The sequence below is a fragment of the Shewanella jiangmenensis genome, assembly GCF_018596335.1.
Lineage (GTDB): Bacteria > Pseudomonadota > Gammaproteobacteria > Enterobacterales > Shewanellaceae > Shewanella > Shewanella jiangmenensis.
Genome location: NZ_JAHEPS010000002.1, coordinates 248019 through 265206, shown reverse-complemented (window position 1 = coordinate 265206; position 17188 = coordinate 248019). Strand labels below are relative to the sequence as shown.

The window sequence follows — 17188 nt, the reverse complement described above, 5'->3', positions numbered from 1 at the left end:
AATTTAACCGCACCCCATTTTTTTATCCCGTTGTTTTGGTTTGAGTTCTTGAAAGATAACCCTCCTGCGCTGTCGCATCTGTATCACCGACACATAAATTACATATTGTATATTTTATTTTGCATCTATATTGTTACACGAGTTTAACAATAGACCGGTAATTCAAGCCGGCAAAACCACTCTCTGCCTTACAGACATCTACATTGGAGCAAATATGAAATTGAATTCCCTGGTCATGGCGATGGGGCTTTTTGCCGCGCCATTGGCACTGGCCGCCCACACCGGACTTAATTCCAACACGCCCCCAAGCATGCCACAGGCTGAAACGGGTGCGGCGCAAGTTAAAAAGGACATGCAACGCGCCCAAATGCACATGCAGCACGGCCAAATGCAGCACGGACAAATGCAGCAAGGCCAAATTCAGAACGGCAATGCAGGGCCGCTGGGCATGCCCGGCGCGACAGGCCCAATGGCCGCCGCCGACTGCTCATCCTTTATCGGCTTAAACGGTGCGGCGCTGGTCAGCAAGCTTGCAAGCTCAAGCCCCGAGTGCGTAAGCCCCCTTTATAACCTCAAAGGCAGCGATGCCACCGCGCTGTTTGCCGAAAGCAACATGCGCGCTGTGATGCAGGGCGTTAACAGCCGCGCGGCCAGCTACACAGGCACCGACAGCAGCGGCATCGAGTCGCTGATTTACTTCCTGCGCGCCGGTTTGTACGTGCAGTGGTATAACCCGCAGTTAGTACCCGCTTACTCCAGCGCCTTTGGCATCGATGTAAAGGCAGGTCTTGGTACCCTGTTTAATAACCCAGGCAGCTGGGTTGCGGCCGACAGCAACGCCGGTGTGCTCAAAGAGGCGCTGATCCTGGTTGACTCCGCGGGCCTTGGCGCCCACTTCAACTGGGTCACCATCAAGGTGCTGAACGAATACAACTCGGCCTGGCAGGCAAGCTTTGGCATGAATGCCGCAGCCAATGCGGTGTTCACCACCCTGTTCCGCGCCCAGTGGGACGAGCCGATGAAGACGCTGTTTGCCAGCGATTCGAGCATTCTGGACGCGCTGAACAACTTCCAGAATCGTAACCGCCAGCTGCTTGGCACCAATGCCGAGTATGTGCTGGTTAATGCGGTGCGGGAGATGTCGCGCCTCTACTATATTGAGGCGATGAAGAGCCGTGTCACCTCACTGGTTAAGGGCGTGCTCAGCTCCACCAGCAAGGATGACGCCAGCAAGACCCTGTGGCTTGCCGCCGCCGAAATGGCCGATTATTACGATCGCGCCAACTGCAACGACTACAACATCTGCGGTTTCAAAGCCCTGCTCGAAGCCGAAACCTTAAGCTTCAACCACAAATGTTCCGACACCCTGAAGATGCGCGCCCAGCAGATGTATCTGGATCAGGCCAACTGGGCCTGTGAGGTGCTGACCGCGCAGGAAGACTACTTCCACCAAATCCTGGAAACCGGCCACACCCCGGTCGCCAACGACAACAACGACGACCTCGAACTGGTGGTGTTCAACAGCTCAGAAGACTACGGCTCCTTTGCCGGTACCTTCTTTGGTATCGATACCAACAACGGCGGCATGTACCTCGAAGGCGCGCCGGCCGGCCTCAAAAACCAGGCCCGCTTTATCGCCTACGAGGCCGAGTGGCGCCGCCCGGACTTCCACGTCTGGAACCTGCAGCACGAATACGTGCACTACCTCGATGGCCGCTTCAACCTGCACGGCGACTTTGCCCGCGGCATGTCGGCCAACACAGTATGGTGGGTCGAAGGTCTGGCGGAGTACATCTCTTATCGCAACGGCAACCAGCGCGCCATTGAGCTTGGTGAAACCAAGGCCTATGCCCTGTCCACCATCTTTAAAAACAACTACGAGTCGGGGCAGGATCGCGTCTACCGCTGGGGTTACCTCGCAGTGCGGTTTATGTTTGAAAACCATCGCGACGACGTGCGCACCATACTCAACTACCTGCGAAATGATAAGTACACAGAATATCAAGCATTTATCGACAGCATCGGCACCCGCTACGACAACGAATGGTATGGCTGGCTCAGCAGCGGCCTGTCTTCCACGCCAAACGGCATAGTCGATAAAGGGCCGGACGACAGCGCCGCCGAAGCGAGCGGCAGCAAAGGCAACTGGACTGGCCCCGGCAGCAGCATCAGCACCGATTACAGCCCCTGCCAGGTTTCAAGCGAAGCCTACCGCTACAGCAAAGATGCCCAGCTTGCCATCGAAGTACCGATGGAGTGCATCGACTCGCAAAATGGCCGTGCCAGCTTCGCCTTTGCCAACGACAGCCGCTCAGACGCAGAGCTTTGGATCAAGATTGGCGGCGGCTGGGGCGATGCCGACATTTATTTCAATGCCGGTAACTGGGCCAGCGCAGAAAACAATCAGGGCTTTGGCATAGGCAATGGCAACTACGAAGTCATCAAGGTGCGCCTGAACCCCAACGAGTACTGGCATTATCTGACGCTGGAAGGCGACTTTGGCGGCGTGAAACTGCTGATGTCCAATTCTGAACTGGTGGCCGACAAGGATCCGGCCCAGGGCGGCGGCGATAACGGTGGCGGAGACAATGGCGGTGGCGATAATGGCGGCGGCGACAATGGTGGTGGCACGCCAAGCGACTGCGGCGCAGCCACCAAGGATTACGGCAAGCTCGAATTTGGCCAGAATGAATGCGTCGCCGGCGGTCGCAGCAGCTTCTATTTCTGGGTCGATGAAGACAACACCCAAATCACCGTCAGCACCGCCGGCGGCAGCGGCAATGCCAACCTCTACTTCCACGCCGACAGCTGGCCGGATGCAAGCAATGCGCAAAAGCGCAGTGAAAATGCCGGTAACAGCGAAAGCATCACCACCACAGCCAATCGCGGCTGGCGCTATGTGTCGGTCAATACCGACAGTGAGTACAGCGGCGTGACCTTAAGCCTCAAGCTTGGCGCCGGTAACACTGATGGCGGCAGCACTGATGGCGGCACTTCTGGCAGCCTCATCAACGCCTGCAGCAGCCAAAGCCCGATAAGTTACACCGCGCTGCAGTCCGGTGTGCCTGTGTGCGCCAGTGAAGGCCGCAACGACTATTATGTGTGGGTGCCCGAAGGCAGCAGCAAGCTCACGCTGCGCTCGGCCCACGGCAGCGGTGATATCAGCCTGTATGGCGCGAGCGGTTACTGGCCGACGGCATCTAACTATCAGACGGTGTCGGCCACTCCCGGCAGCAACACCGAAGCCTTCAGCGTCAGTAATCCCGCCAGCGGCTGGTACTACTTTATGGTTCAGGGCGACACAGGCACCAAGGGCGTGACTGTGCAGCTGGATTTACAATAATCGCCGCAGCGCTGGCGCTTTATTTCGCCGACAACAGTAGCTCAGCGACAGCAGTATTTCGGTGAAAACGGTATCGCGCCGACAGCAAAAAGCCCGCAATCGCGGGCTTTTTTACCGGGTAAGGCGGTGAACAGGTCAGAACGGATGATCCACCATCAGCCACAGGTTTGTGCCTTCATCACTTTTGGCCAAATCCGCCCGCACCACCAGCCCGGCGGTGAGCGCCCGCAGCGACAGGCCATAGTCAAACTTCATCTCGTCGGTCAGGGTACTCAATTTGTACTCAGGTGCTACCCTGCCCGCTTCTACAAAGCCCACCAACTGGAACCAGTCCAGACGCAGGAACCTTAACCAGTGCACATCCTCAAGCGGATTGTATTTGAGGGTATAGCGGTACTCGGCGCTGGCGTAGAGCGCGGCCTTGTCGTGGAAACGGTTTAAGTCGTAACCGCGCATGCGGGTAAAGCCGCCGAGGGTCGCGCCTTCGTTGTAAGGCGCGCCGTGACGCACCATGCGCGAGCCATCCGACAGCACCTCAAGCTCCCAGCTCGGCGAATAGCCGGTCCACATATTGAGGGCCAGCACCCGCTGATGGGCATAATCGGACTCACCGAAAGAGAAAAACTTACTCGCCGACAGCTGCCAGAAGTCCCAGTCTGACGCCACGGTGGAGGGAATAGCGCTTGAATAGGAAAACCACTGACGACTGCCGTAACTCGGGTTAGTGGCAAAGTCGGTGTTGTCATACAAAAGCCCAAGCTCCCACGCGCTGAAGTCGCCATCCAGCTTCTGGCTTTCAAATTCAAAGCTTTGATAGCGGGAAAACAGCCTGAGCATTGCCACAGTCACGCCGCTATCAAGGGGGTTCCAGTCGCCGCCACCGGACGGCTCTGACACCAGCAGGCCGTCTTTCAGCTGATACTCGAGCATGCCCCGCTCTTTACCGGCACCAAGCGGCAGGGTGTATTCCACCCGCGAATCAAACCAGTTGGAATTGCCGTCGGCTTCAAAATATTGCTCGGGGGAAGAATCGTTGCTGCCCGGCAGCGGTTTATCCGCAGCAATAGGCACCACAGAGCCACCGGCGTAGGCGCGCTGATCCGGATAATAGGCCCAAAGGCCATGGGCGCTGACAAACCAGCGCTCCGTGCTTGGCAGGCGGTAGTTGAAGACCCCGGCCCAGCCGCCCTTGCTGACATCGCCGCCAAAGGCCGTGGCGCCGAGGGTCATCTGATCCTGATGCCAGCCTTTAATCATGCCGCCGACACCGAGGTTAAGCCCCATGGTTTCGGTGCTGAAGGCGTAAGGCAGAATAAGCGATTCGCGCACCCTGTCCGGGCTCTCGGCGCGGTTGATACTGGCCTTGACCCGTGGACTGGCCGCCAGAGCGCTGGTGCTGGTCACAAGTCCGGCACCCAGCAGGGTAAAAAGTAGCAGGCGCTGCGAAACAGATGTCTTCATTAAGCCTCCGGGAGTTATCAGCAAAAAGCTAACACAAACAGGGCACTGCCTCCACCAACTCCCTACCTGAAGGTCAGAATTCAGTCTTGCGGTCAGTCTGGATACTGACAGGGCGCGGCGGCTTGCGTGTAAATCGTAAGTATCTCCAGCACCGGCTCAGTCGCGGATATCGGCAAACTTGCCACGGCACAGGCTGGCAAGGGCGGCAGGGGCGAGCGACAACTCAAGCCCGCGCCGCCCGGCGCTCACATGGATGCGCGCCAGAGCCTCGGCGCTGGCATCGATTAAGGTCGGCAGCGGCTTTTTTTGCCCAAGCGGGCTGATACCGCCGACCAGATAACCGCTTGAGCGCTCGGCCGCCGCCGCATTTGCCATAACCAGTTTTTTCTGCCCAAGCGCCTTGGCGGCGAGCTTTAAATTGAGCTGACAGGCCACCGGCACCAACGCTACCGCCAGCGGCGCACTCTTTTCATCGGCCGCCACCAGCAGGGTTTTGAAAACAGTTTCAGGCGCGAGGCCCAGCTTGTCGGCCGCTTCGAGGCCGTAGGAAGGTGCGCGGCTGTCGTGTTGATACGACAGCACCTCAAACTCAACGCCGGCTTTTTCAGCCTGTTTAATAGCAGGGGTCATGAAGTTAGCTCCGCTCTCGTAAGCCGCACTCGTAAACCTAAGGCAGCAAATAAATACAGTGTGCCAGCAGCATAAGCGGCGCGAAAGGGATGGAAAAGTACCCTATCGGCAAACGTGCCGGTAATGGGCGGCGGCGCACAAAAGCCCGGGCCTCGCCCCACTGAAAAACACCTTAAAGCGTCGCCCCGGCTAAAAGTTAACCCCGAGTCCTAAGCCATAGGAGATGTCGCGGTTGTGGCTGACACTGGATTTACTTTCATTGATATCATATTTAAACGACAGGTAAATATGCTGCGTCAGCAGATACTTAAGCCCGAAGGTCGCGTCCGACAGGTAATCTATGGTGGGTACATCGATAAAGGCGACCTGATAGTCGGCAAAGGTTTCCAGCACTCCGTCAAACCAATATTGCTTGTAGTTCAAGGTTGCCGCCCAGGCATTGAGCTGATAGCTGAAAAAGTCGTTATCCAGCCAAAAGCGGTTGTAGGTCAGCACCAAATCCAGCTTGTCACGATCCACGCCCCACAGCCGGTAGCCCGGCCCCAGCGCAAAATAATAGCTGCGGGTATTAATGCCGAGGTGGTCCTGCTGGTAAAAGTCCTCCTGACGCACAAACCAGTAATCATTCACCAGATAGTCGAGGCTGTACTGACCCTGCAGGGTGTTGCGCTTGGTAACGTCATCCTCAAGCTCGTAATGTACTTCGGTTTTAAGGTTATGGCGCCAGTTAAGGGTTTCGGCGGTGAGGTCAGTTTTGGCGCGCAGTTTTTGGGTATCGCGGCTGTTATGGGTGCCATCGAGCGCCGCCTCAATACTGCCGCTGTAGCGCCAGGGCTCGCTGTCGTCGGCCACCGGAAACAGCAGCTCATGCAAAGGAACCGGCTCGTTATCCACCAGCACCATGCCGATGTCGGTGCTTGCCTCAATCGTCACTTCCTGCACGCTGCGGTTGATGCTCCACTGGCGTTTTTCTGTGGTTTCAAAGCTTTGAATTGCGCTGCGCTCAATGGTTATGGCCGAAGTGTAGCCCGGCTTAATCCTGAGTGAGCTGGCATCGAGAGCAAGAATATCGCCACTGATTTTATCGCCGTTTTTCAAATGGACAGTGTCGGCGCTGGCGCTCAGGCTGACCAGACTCAAGCTTAACAGGCTTAGGCTGAACAGGCTCAAGCTAACCGCGAACCCACTGAAAAACCCTGACAGCGCCTGACGCCAAGCCGCTGGCCCTGACCTTTGTAGAGCAGTCATTTTTGCAGCTGGCACTTGCAGAGCAGGCGCATCAATCGGAGATACTCGGCGAGGCGGAAGCAGGGTCAAGGCGCGTAACCTCGGCAGAAAGGATGCCACTGATATTCAGCCATTGGCGGGCGGATGTCAAAAGCCGCCGCCAAGCCACCTAAACGAGGCGTTCTTATTCAGGCAAGGCTCTGTTAAGCAAACGATCTGCTGAACAAAGTCAGTTCAGCAAAGTCAGCTCAGCAAACCGCGCTCAGCTCAAAACCATTGTGATAGGCCACCCGGTCGCGGCCTGTTTCTTTGGCGTGATACAGGGCCGCATCGGCACGCTCGAAAATCTGGCTCCAGCTTTCATCCTGCTCGCGCCGCTGGGCAAAGCCGATGCTGACAGTGCAGCGCACCTCGTGCTGGGCGTGGTTAAGCACGCTGTTTTGGACTTTCCAGCGCAGGCGATTGCTTAGATGACTGCTCGAAAGCTCGTCGCTCTGGGGCAGCAAAATTACAAATTCTTCGCCGCCAAAACGGAACAAATAGTCATAGCCGCGCAGCTGCTGCTCGCAGATACGGGTGACATGCTTCAGCGCCGCATCGCCAACGGCATGGCCATATTGGTCGTTGATTTTCTTGAAATGATCTATGTCGATAATCAGCAGGCTCAGCGCCGACGAGGTGCGGTGGCTGCGCTCAAACTCCCGCGCGGCAATGTCCGACAGCACCCGGCGGTTAAACCAGCCGGTGAGCGGGTCGCGGGTGGTAAGATGTTGCAGCGACAGCTCCTGGCGGCGAACCACCATCAGCGCGCAGGCAATAGTGCCCCAGCTGGCAAACACAAACACCGCCAGGGTACCGGCGGTCTGGAGCAGTTGGTTGCCACCTTCAGTTAAATGAAGCTCCACTTCACTGGTCGCCATGATGTAGGTGCGAAGCGCAAGCTGCGAGGCAAACACCAGCTCCAGCAGCATCAGCGGCAAGCAGGCAAGCCGAAGCTCAGGCGCGTTGCCAGCCGAGGTATGCCGCCACAGCTGCCAGGCAATCACCAGACTCAGCACTATCAACAGCGGAAAAAACACCAACAGGCGGTTAGTGACTGATGCCTGCATCCAGGGCAAGGTCTGCAGCAAAGCCAGCATTGGAATAAACAGCAGATACAGCTGCCAGTAGGTTTTAAGGCCAAAGTAGCGCCGCACGCCCATCAGCATGGCGCCGTGACCGGCAAGGTAACAGAGATTTGCCGCCGCAGGGGCTATCCAGAAAGGCAGGTCGAAGTGGTAGGTCGCAAGCGATAAGCCGGTGGTGGCCATAAACAGCATACCGGCCAGCGACCAATTGAGCAGGCTGTATTCGCGCGGGCTTGCGATAAAGAGACCAAGCATACTGATGGTCATCATGACACTGGCAAAGGCGGTTGCTATATGCAGGGTGTAAGCATCCATTCTCACTCTCTTATTCGGCGCAATAACAGCAGAACGCAGTTCTGTTTATTAAGGCATATCGGCCATCTTACTCAGCGCCGAGTGAAAACTCCATAAAACTTTTCGATTGCTTTCATCCATTTATATCAAGAATTGCTGAAGTAAGCCGCTACTGGCCGCCACGCTTACTCCACATCAGCCATAGGGTTGAAAACCGCCAAAACAATCGACTCAGCCCGCCCGCCGATGCGATAAAGGCAACTTAAGGCGCGGCGCCGGAAAAAAGAATGATGTACTGCTCGCGATTATTAGACCGAGATCCGCTTTCTATATGATATCCAAGGGTCTGGTGTCACATTATTGGTATACTTTGGCCTCAGGGCTGCACCGCAGCAGCCAGTGCCAGAGCAGCCAGTGCCAGCTCAACCCTAAATGCTCAGCCCTAAATGCTCAGTCGCTCAGTTGTAAGGACAGACAGATGACAAATCCACTGCGCACTTTTGCCTCTCTCTACAGCACTACCCTGCTGACAGTGCTGGCCGGTGGCCTGCTCACCACCTATCTGGGGCTTAAGCTCTCAGCCATGGCAGTGCCACAGATTTGGATTGGCGCCATGATGTCGGCCTATTACGCCGGTCTGGTGGCGGGCTCCAAAATCGGCCATCGGCTGATTGCCCAGGTTGGGCACATCCGCGCCTTTGCCGCCAGCGCCGGGATAGTCGCCGCCTCGGCCCTTGGACATGCACTGGTGGATAACCTACAGGTGTGGATAGTGCTGCGTCTGCTGGTCGGGCTTGGGATGATGTGCCAGTACATGGTGCTTGAAAGCTGGCTTAACGAGCAGGCCGACAACAGCCAGCGCGGCATAGTGTTCGCAAGCTATATGATTGTCTCGTATCTGGCGCTGATCCTCGGTCAGGGCGCCATCAGCCTGTATCCGGATTTGGGGCTTGAGCCCTTGCTGTTGGTCGCCATCTGTTTTGCCCTCTGCATAGTGCCGATTGCTATCACCCGCCGTATTCACCCGGCGCCGCTGGTGCCTGCGCCGCTTAATATCACCCATTACTGGAAAAAGGCGCCCCAGGCGCTGACCACTGTCGCCATTGGCAGCATGATAGTGGGCTCTTTTTATGGTCTGGCGCCTGCCTATGCCAGCAACCTTGGCCTGCATCCTCAGCAGGTCGCAACCTTTATGACAGCCACCATAGCCGCAGGTTTGTTGGCCCAGTGGCCAATGGGAAAACTGTCTGACCGCATGTCCCGCAGCCGCCTTATCCGCATCAATTGCCTTATTCTTGCGGTGCTGACGCTGGGGCTCGCGCTACTGCCCTACCACCCCAGCCTCACGCTGGTGCTGACCTTTTTGTTTGGTATTCTTGGCTTTACCCTGTACCCACTCGCCACCGCGCTGGCCAATTCGCGGGTCGAGCAAAGCGAGCGGGTTGGCCTGTCGGCCACGATTCTGCTCACCTTCGGCCTTGGCGCCTGTATCGGGCCGCTGATTGCCTCCACCCTGATGCAGTGGTTTGGCAACAGTATGCTTTACGGCTTTATGACCGCCTGTACCCTGGTGCTGTTTGCCGTGCTTAAGTACATCAACTCCCAGCAACGCGCCGAAGTGCCAAGCACAGACGACTATATGATGGCTACCGGCGACCTGGTGTCATCGCCCCTTGCCGCCGCCCTCGACCCACGGCTCGACATCGAATCGGTGCAGGAGCAAATGACCCCGGCCCCGACCGACCCAGATGAAACGGATGCTGATTCTGATGAAACAGATGACGCTGATTCTGACTCTGTTGAAACAAATGAGGCAGATGAAGCTGACTCAGATAAGAATGCTGCTGACGAGCCTGATAACAGCGAGGCGCTGGATGACCAGCAGGCGCGGACCGAATATCTGGCCGCAGGCGCGACACCTGAAAGCACCAGCGCAGAACCCTTGGAAACCAGCAAGCCTGCCAAAGACCAGCCCTGAGATATCAAGGCCAAGCCTGCGACATCGCCCTGGAGCCTGGGGCAAATGCGCTAAAAAAATGATAAAAAAGTGCGGCCGCTGAGGGCCGCACTTCTACATACGCAATCAATACAGTCTCGCCGGGTTATTTCACCACCTTCAGGGCCGGGAACTCATACCCACCTTCCTGAACTTCTTTGCTAGGACCGTACATTCGCATAATGATGTAGGCGTCCTTTTCGGGGATAGGCAACCAGTTCGGATTATCGGCCGAGCCTTTAGCACCAAGTTCAATGGTATACATACCATCGGCATCCGGTTTCAGGGTACGGTCACCACGGCTGTGACGGTTGATTTCGTTATGAGCCATCAGGCGGTTGTCCGAGCCGTACACAGTGAAAGACCAGAACTGACTCACATCCGGCGCCTTAAACCGCATTTGATAGGTTTTGCCATTGGCGCCATTGATGTTTTGACCATCGTCACCCACCTCGGCCTTGAGATACACAGATTCATCCGGTGGCAATCCCCACTGGCCAAGATAGGTTCCCTCGGCAAACAAATCGCGGGCGCCATCAGCAAGCTGCTCTCGGGTACCCAGCAGCTTTCCGGCGTTGGCCATCTTGGGTGCCAGCTCCACCAGATGCTTCATCCCCAGCGTTTCCCCCACCTTGGCGGCTGCCAGTTGCTCCTGACTGAACTCGGTTTTACAGGGCTCAACTCCCACACTCTTATATTGGTCCAGCCATTTTTTGTCGGCCGTACCCATGTCGCCATCACACAAAACAAAATTCACCCGCTCAAGCCAGGTCGACTTTTCCGGATCAGGATAGGTACGCACCTTTTCCTTGGGGCCGGACACGCCAAGATAGGCCGACAGCGGCCGAATATTCCACTGATCCATATAATTGAGGGCGAGTTTCTCATCTTCTTTGCCCACCGCCATAATGCGCCCCATCAGTTTGATGAGGTTGGAGTCGACCCGGATCACCTCATCCACACTGGCAGGCACCTCACCCTGCCACGAGCGCGGCGCAAACATAAAGGCACCGCCTTCGTTTTTACGCAGCCTCGAACCAATCATCGAGGTGGTGTAGTGACCCATGTCCATGGTGTGCAAAATCCAATAACGGCCTGGGTCCATATCCGGGATACTCACCACCACGGGCTCGGCGGCCACATCAAGCCACCCCATCAAATGCAGCGTGTCGTTGTTGATGGTCACGTGGGCAGTGTAGCTGTCGTCCGCAATGTGACGGATGTTCTGGAATCGATTCAGCGGCGTGTCAGTCTTCACTGCGGTCTCATAGAAAAACTTATACGCTTCATCGATGGAGTAGCCATAAATAAAGGCATCCTTGGCCAACTCATCTGCGATAGGCTTGGCCTGCAATGCAGGGGCAGTCGCCAGCGCCACCAGGGAAAGCAATACACTTTTTTTCATCAAAAACTCCTTTTAACGGCCTGAGCGGCCATAAACAACCTGCACAGGCGCAGCCAGCACGCAAGGGCAATTGTTGAGCAAGTATCTCAAGAGTCACCATACCCGCCGTGAACTGAGCTGTAAAATCAGCACATTGCCTTAGAGTTAAGATGTAAATCGTCCATCTCTGACTATATCAGCCCTCCCTAACATAAGCACCGCACAGGAAAAAGCTCGCCAGCACAGGCACTGGAGCCAGGCAGCTCCCGTCCGAAATGTCATCTAAATGGAGTTGCACCGCGCTGCAGTCGCGTCGCCTGACGCTTGTAAATCAATCCATAGTGTTAAAGTGCCCACTACATTGCGCCAACATTAACGCCCGAAAGCAATGACGCAGCGAAACCTGCAACTTACACGGTCACAAGTGCCGTTACATTTACGGTTTCTATCAGCTGCCGCCGACCTGAGCGCAGCCATCACCGTTAAAAAGTGGCCGATTGAGCACTATTGATGAAGCGGTGAAATCGAATTCGGCATTACAGCGCCAAAAGATCAGGATTCAAATAACGCCGCAGTTAGCCGGGGGAATACAGATATTGGGGAGGGCAGCAACGCGGCTAAAAAGAAAAGCTCGACTTTGGCATGGCTGTTTGTGCGCCAGGCAAAGCCTGCGCAAGTGCTATGGACAGATAGCCTTTTTCCCGTCCACAATCAGGAGTCATTGGCACTGGAATTGTCACAGCTGTAATTCAGGACATAATAAAACCGGACGCCAAGAATCAAAGCCAACGTCCCCTTAAGCCAAAGCACCCGAAAGCCAAAGCACCCTAAAGCGCCGGTGTACCCTAAAGCGGCCGCAAACCATCAGGGAGAAGATGAATGATGCCTGTTACGCCTGCCACACCAACATACAGCACCCGAATCAAAGACGTCTGTCACTCGGGAGCTCAGACCAAACGGCATGCAAGATTACTAAGCGCCGCCCTTGTCACCGGTCTGCTGCTTGGTGGCTGCGCCGCCGCCCCTGATGACAATCCCATGGTGACGGTGGCCGAACTGCGCCCCGGCTATCTCACGGGTTACCTTGATGGCAACACCCTGCCAAACAGCCTTGAGCTGGTTGCCCCGCCACCCGCAGAGGGCTCGGCAAGTGCAGCGCTCGACCTCGACATAGCCACGCGGATGCAGGCACTTAAAGGCACCCCGCGCTGGCAGCTTGCCATCAGCGACGCCAATCTGCACTTCCCCGCTGCGGCCGGTATTTTCAGCTGCGCCCTCAACGCCCCCATCAGCGAAGCGCAAACCCCAAGGCTGTATCAATTGCTGCGCCGCACCCTGACTGACGCCGGGCTCTCGACCTACAAGGCGAAGAACCACTACCAGCGCAGCCGCCCCTTTATGGTAAATCAGCAAGGCAGCTGCTCCCCGGATGAAGAAGCTGCCCTGGCAAAAAATGGCTCTTATCCGTCTGGCCATACCGCCATTGGCTGGGCCTGGGCCCTGGTGCTTGCCGAAATCGCCCCCGAGCAGGCCGACGCCCTGCTGGCGCGTGGGCTCGCTTTCGGTGAAAGCCGTAATGTCTGCAATGTGCACTGGCACAGCGACGTAGTCACCGGCCGCACCCTCGGCGCCGCCACAGTTGCCAGACTGCACGCCAATCCGCAGTTTCAGGCAGATCTTGCCGCCGCCAAGGCCGAAGTGGCAGCACTTCACGCCGCTAATACAAAGGCAGGCAAGGATTTCAACACGGGCAGCGCATCGCCCACCGATTGCGCCGCCGAGGCCGCCGCGCTGGCCATTCGCCCCTGAGCGCCGCTGCATAGAGGTCAGCACCGGTGCAGCTCTGAAACGGCTCAAGAGGCGATTGGCGATTGGTGATTCGAGATTAGAATCTGGCACTGTTTGCGCGGCACTTACGAAAGAAATTACGCACGGCCAGCGGCCAGTAAGCTCGACACTATGCTTCTGCACACGACATTCTGCATCTGCGCACGAGACACGGCACCGGCGCCCAGCGTAAAACCAAACTATCGGGCAAGCCGGTGCTTGCCTTTTTTCGCCTTTTATCGTCTGCTTTGAAACGCCGCCCTAAATGACGGCCTGATGTTGTTGATACTCAGTGAGCTTAACGTCATTGCTGTCCGTCAAGGCTATCCATCAGAACAGTGCATCAGAGCTGTAAATCAGGGCTGTAAATCAGTGCTTACCATAAGCAACGCCGGGCCAGTTGTTTCGGCCGACGATAAGGGGCTTGGCTCATTTTGCGCCGGGCATAGCCTGCAATCCAAGGATGATTCGCTGACATGCTTTTTATCAATGCATTCAAATACAAACAATGGGCTAACGAGGAATTGCTCGCCTTTGGCGAGCGTCAGTTGCATTTACTGGCGCCGAATGATGCCACCTTCTTTGTGAGAATACTCAACCACACGACCGTGGTGGACAGTTTGTTTATCAGCCGGGTTTCAGGCACGCCGGAGCTTTATCAGGCCGACAATACCCCAGAGACCCCGAGCTTTGCCGAGTTACGGCAACGGATAGCGTCCAACGACGCCTGGCTGGTCACGTTTTGCGAAACCCTCACTCCGGAGCGCCTCAGCCAGACTATTCACTTCCGCTTTACCGACGGTGATGCTGGGCTCATGTCCATCGAAGAGATCCTCCTGCACCTGCTGACCCATGGCAGTAACCACAGGGGCATGGCGTCGCGCACCCTGGCCGCCAACGCGCTTGAGCGTCCGGCGGATACCTTCTGCCGGTTTCTGCATCAGCAGGAGCCATGGCGAAGGGACGCAGAAAAAACGAAATAACCGATGCTTTAACAACTTAGCGGGTTGCAGGCGAGTTCAGCTGATCTTGGATCAAGCCCAACTTGCCAATGACCGCGGCTTACGAGCCTTGGTCGGTCACTGACATGCCGCGGGGGTCGCCTTCCCAGCACTCCCGCGTTTTGGCTTTGCTTTCCGGGTCAAGCCCGGCCAACGGGAATTCGCCAAGCAGCAGACTCTTGACCGAGTGCACTTTGCAGTCGGATGCCACTTCGCTGGTGTAAATGGCGACATCGGCCCAGCGGACTTTGCCTTCCCGATCCAAAATCACGGCGGTGGCCGATACGGCAGTTTGCTCCAGATAAACCGCTGTACCAGCCGACAACATGGCTAAGGCAATCTGCACATTCTGAGTCGTTGGGTTAGCTTTTAACCCAATCAGCTGCACATACATCACCACTTCATTGTCATTCAGTGCCAGGGTGAGAATATCGCTTTGCGGCCCCTGCTGCAGGCGGGCAAGGTAGTCCTGTTTACGGCCGTAATTGAGAATTTGTTGACTCAGATTGGCTGACACCCGATTGTGCACCAGCCGCATATTGTCATCGCTGCTGTTGTCCCTTGCGATGACCGGCAACAACAGCTGCCCTTGCGTTTCGTCGGTGGCCGCGATGGTTCGTGATGGCCCGGCCTGCAAACCTGCCGTTACCAGTTGAGTTTCTACGCTAAGCGGCGTCTGGCGCTCAATCAGCTCTTCAAGCTTATCTGCCAGCCGTTCGCAGATCCCAAGATTGTATGCTGCATCCAGTGTCTGAGTGTCACTGACATCGTCCAGCATAAAACAGTCTGTGACCAGATAAAGCTTGGTCACGCCGCTTTCATGCAAATCGAACTTCTCAAATTTGACCGGCATGATGCAACCTGAAAGTAAAACACTGCCGGAAGCCAGCACCCAGGCCATTGTGGCCGTAATCCTTTTCATATCAACAACGTCCCTGCGCTATCTATGATGCTTAATTCTGATTTTGAGGCCGCATCATACTTTATTTGGTCAAGCAGACCCAGTAACACAAGCCCCAAGCTGATGGTAAAGAGATTGCAGCAGCGAGTGCAAATAAACGACACCGTAGAGCCCGTGCGACCAGTAGTGCAGGCAAAACGCTCATGCGGTTTTAGCGTCAAAGCGGTCATTTCGACTGGGGGCAGGTCGCTTATTCCTGCTGTAAGCGCTTGAGGTGATGGCGAAGCAGGGCATCGAGTTCGCCGTTTGCGCGCATGGTTTCGACCTTTTGGTTAAACCGCTCGCGGATAAGCGCTGCATGGGGGGATTTGGGTGAAATCAGCATATGGAAGGGTTCGGGCGCAATGCCGGGCACAGGCTGGGCGCTGAGCTCCCGCACCAGGGCATTACTTTGATTCAGCAATAAGGTGCCGGTCAGGGTCTCCATCCGCTCCAGAAAAAAGCGGCAGCGCTTAAGCTTAAGCATCGACGGCAGCAATGACAGTTCGTTGATTTTATTTAGCTTATCCGCATCAAGCCAACCAAAATTCACGTAGTTAAAGCCCTTGATACCGCACACAGGGCCATGCTGGGCGAGGTCATAAACTGACTTGATATCAGGCGGCTTAGGAACATCGGCCGTGAGGTAGAAGTAACTTGGTGTCAGGTAATAATAGGCGTCGGACGGGAGATACAGCCGCCGGCGCTCGTCATTAAGCGACGCGCTCATGGCGCCATCGATAAGCCCTTCCTGCACTTCTTTCAGGCAGCGCCGCCACGGCAGGGCGATGACTTTGTGGCCGACACCTGTCTTACCAAACACCTGCTCAAGCAGGTCGATGTCGTAACCGGCAAGCTCGCCGGTTCGCGCGCCTTCTTTACGGACAAAATAGTTATAGGGTGGAAACTCAGTCGCTTCGACGCAAAAAGTCAGCACAGGCGCGGCGGCCTTAGCCAGCGTAGCTGGCGCAGCATAAGCCAGCGTAACTGGCGCTGCATAAGCAAGCGTAGCTGGAGCGGCATTAGCCTCAGTGTTAGACATAGCAGTGCCAGAAAAAGCGGCGCCGGCAGGAGCAGCTAACAGCAGCAAACTTAACAGAAAAATGGCGATGACACGGCACATCTGCCCTGCCCCCAAGTGTAATTACAGACCTGCAACCAGTATAGTCCCTGCGCCCAGCTCACTGCCAAAGCTCACTGCCAAAGCTCACTGCCAAAGCTCACTGCCAAAGCTCACTGTAAAAGCGCACTGTAAAAGCGCACTGTGAAAGCGCACTGTGAAAGCTCACTGCCAAAGCGCACTGTGAAAGCGCCCTGTGAAAGCATCCAGTGAAAGAGTACCAAAACGCCAGCGCAGCTTTGCCCCAAAACCTTAGCCAGAGCCGTTTTGCAAGAACAGCATTGCCCACCTCAGAGCAGCAAGGACTCATCTATCGGATGAAAGCGGCTTGCCGCCTCCATCAGGGATTTTGCAGTCAGCGCAGGCACGCCATACACCTCGGCTTCAACGCCGTATTTTTGCCTTATCTTTGACAGCAATAGCGCAAAATCGCCATCGCCGGACAGCAGTATCACGCAATCCACCTCGGGCGCTGTCTCCAGCACATCTATGGTGATGCCCACATCCCAATCGCCCTTGGCCGAGCCATCGCTGCGCTGAATAAAGGGTTTAAGCTTAAGCTCAAACCCTATATGCCTCATGGCGTCCTGAAACTTTAACTGGCCATCGTCACCCCGATGAATGGCGTAGGCAAAGGCGCTGACAATCTCCCCCTCGGCACAGAGCTGCTGCCAGAGTTTGCGATAGTTAAACTGGCGCTGATACGCCTCACGGCAGGTGTAATAGATGTTTTGTACATCGACAAACAGGGCGATTTTTTTCAAAGGATGATTCTTATAACAGGCCGATTCATATTAAAGACGAGTAGGCTTTCAGCATTCGGCTGTCAGCGGCGAGA

The 17188-nt window shown here is 56.0% G+C and carries 12 protein-coding genes; 4 read left to right on the top strand and 8 right to left on the bottom strand.

Features of this window, described 5'->3' with window-relative positions; genetic code table 11:
- Positions 1–214: 214 nt before the first annotated feature.
- On the top strand, positions 215–3343 hold the full coding sequence (locus tag KJI95_RS06655; protein ID WP_214506404.1) for a M9 family metallopeptidase: 3129 nt from the start codon (positions 215–217) through the stop codon (positions 3341–3343).
- A 135-nt stretch (positions 3344–3478) separates the two neighbouring features.
- On the opposite strand, the gene KJI95_RS06650 is transcribed toward KJI95_RS06655, so the two are convergent.
- The 4 genes from KJI95_RS06650 to KJI95_RS06635 all read right to left on the bottom strand — a co-directional run bounded on the left by KJI95_RS06650 (position 3479) and on the right by KJI95_RS06635 (position 8103).
- Positions 3479–4804, bottom strand: a complete 1326-nt coding sequence (locus tag KJI95_RS06650; RefSeq protein ID WP_214506403.1) for a BamA/TamA family outer membrane protein — start codon at positions 4802–4804, stop codon at positions 3479–3481.
- Positions 4805–4960: 156 nt separating this feature from the next.
- Complete coding sequence (gene ybaK, locus KJI95_RS06645; protein ID WP_214506402.1) at positions 4961–5434, bottom strand: Cys-tRNA(Pro) deacylase; 474 nt, start codon at positions 5432–5434, stop codon at positions 4961–4963.
- A 189-nt stretch (positions 5435–5623) separates the two neighbouring features.
- The gene (locus KJI95_RS06640) at positions 5624–6604 is read right to left on the bottom strand and encodes a DUF481 domain-containing protein (protein ID WP_250885689.1); all 981 of its coding nucleotides are present in this window, start codon (positions 6602–6604) and stop codon (positions 5624–5626) included.
- Positions 6605–6909: 305 nt separating this feature from the next.
- On the bottom strand, positions 6910–8103 hold the full coding sequence (locus KJI95_RS06635) for a GGDEF domain-containing protein (RefSeq protein ID WP_214506400.1): 1194 nt from the start codon (positions 8101–8103) through the stop codon (positions 6910–6912).
- 457 nt (positions 8104–8560) lie between these two features.
- On the opposite strand from KJI95_RS06635, the gene KJI95_RS06630 reads away from it, so the two are divergent.
- Positions 8561–10060: an MFS transporter gene (locus tag KJI95_RS06630; protein WP_214506399.1), complete on the top strand. Its 1500-nt coding sequence runs from the start codon at positions 8561–8563 to the stop codon at positions 10058–10060.
- 124 nt (positions 10061–10184) lie between these two features.
- Here the strand turns inward: KJI95_RS06630 and KJI95_RS06625 are convergent, their stop codons facing one another.
- On the bottom strand, positions 10185–11483 hold the full coding sequence (locus tag KJI95_RS06625) for a DUF1254 domain-containing protein (protein WP_214506398.1): 1299 nt from the start codon (positions 11481–11483) through the stop codon (positions 10185–10187).
- A gap of 858 nt (positions 11484–12341) precedes the next feature.
- Between KJI95_RS06625 and KJI95_RS06620 the strand changes: the two genes are divergently transcribed.
- Positions 12342–13271, top strand: coding sequence for an acid phosphatase (locus KJI95_RS06620; RefSeq protein WP_250885688.1), 930 nt, complete (start codon positions 12342–12344; stop codon positions 13269–13271).
- 494 nt (positions 13272–13765) lie between these two features.
- Entirely contained in the window at positions 13766–14272 is a 507-nt protein-coding gene (locus KJI95_RS06615; RefSeq protein ID WP_214506397.1) for a DinB family protein, read from the top strand.
- 79 nt (positions 14273–14351) lie between these two features.
- Here KJI95_RS06615 and KJI95_RS06610 read toward each other — a convergent pair whose 3' ends face one another.
- The 3 genes from KJI95_RS06610 to KJI95_RS06600 form a co-directional block, all read right to left on the bottom strand.
- Complete coding sequence (locus KJI95_RS06610; protein ID WP_214506396.1) at positions 14352–15143, bottom strand: hypothetical protein; 792 nt, start codon at positions 15141–15143, stop codon at positions 14352–14354.
- Between the two features lie 298 nt (positions 15144–15441).
- Positions 15442–16272, bottom strand: a complete 831-nt coding sequence (locus tag KJI95_RS06605) for a substrate-binding periplasmic protein (protein ID WP_214506395.1) — start codon at positions 16270–16272, stop codon at positions 15442–15444.
- Positions 16273–16640: 368 nt separating this feature from the next.
- A complete protein-coding gene (locus tag KJI95_RS06600) occupies positions 16641–17114 on the bottom strand; it encodes a LabA-like NYN domain-containing protein (RefSeq protein ID WP_214506394.1) in 474 nt (157 codons plus the stop codon).
- Between the last annotated feature and the right edge of the window lie 74 nt (positions 17115–17188).

Coding starts and splice junctions, on each gene's coding strand:
- KJI95_RS06630 (WP_214506399.1), top strand. CDS start 8,561: ATGACAAATCCACTGCGCACTTTTGCCTCTCTCTACAGCACTACCCTG.
- KJI95_RS06620 (WP_250885688.1), top strand. CDS start 12,342: ATGATGCCTGTTACGCCTGCCACACCAACATACAGCACCCGAATCAAA.
- KJI95_RS06625 (WP_214506398.1), bottom strand. CDS start 11,483: ATGAAAAAAAGTGTATTGCTTTCCCTGGTGGCGCTGGCGACTGCCCCT.
- ybaK (WP_214506402.1), bottom strand. CDS start 5,434: ATGACCCCTGCTATTAAACAGGCTGAAAAAGCCGGCGTTGAGTTTGAG.
- KJI95_RS06605 (WP_214506395.1), bottom strand. CDS start 16,272: ATGTCTAACACTGAGGCTAATGCCGCTCCAGCTACGCTTGCTTATGCA.
- KJI95_RS06650 (WP_214506403.1), bottom strand. CDS start 4,804: ATGAAGACATCTGTTTCGCAGCGCCTGCTACTTTTTACCCTGCTGGGT.
- KJI95_RS06635 (WP_214506400.1), bottom strand. CDS start 8,103: ATGGATGCTTACACCCTGCATATAGCAACCGCCTTTGCCAGTGTCATG.
- KJI95_RS06615 (WP_214506397.1), top strand. CDS start 13,766: ATGCTTTTTATCAATGCATTCAAATACAAACAATGGGCTAACGAGGAA.
- KJI95_RS06610 (WP_214506396.1), bottom strand. CDS start 15,143: ATGCCGGTCAAATTTGAGAAGTTCGATTTGCATGAAAGCGGCGTGACC.
- KJI95_RS06655 (WP_214506404.1), top strand. CDS start 215: ATGAAATTGAATTCCCTGGTCATGGCGATGGGGCTTTTTGCCGCGCCA.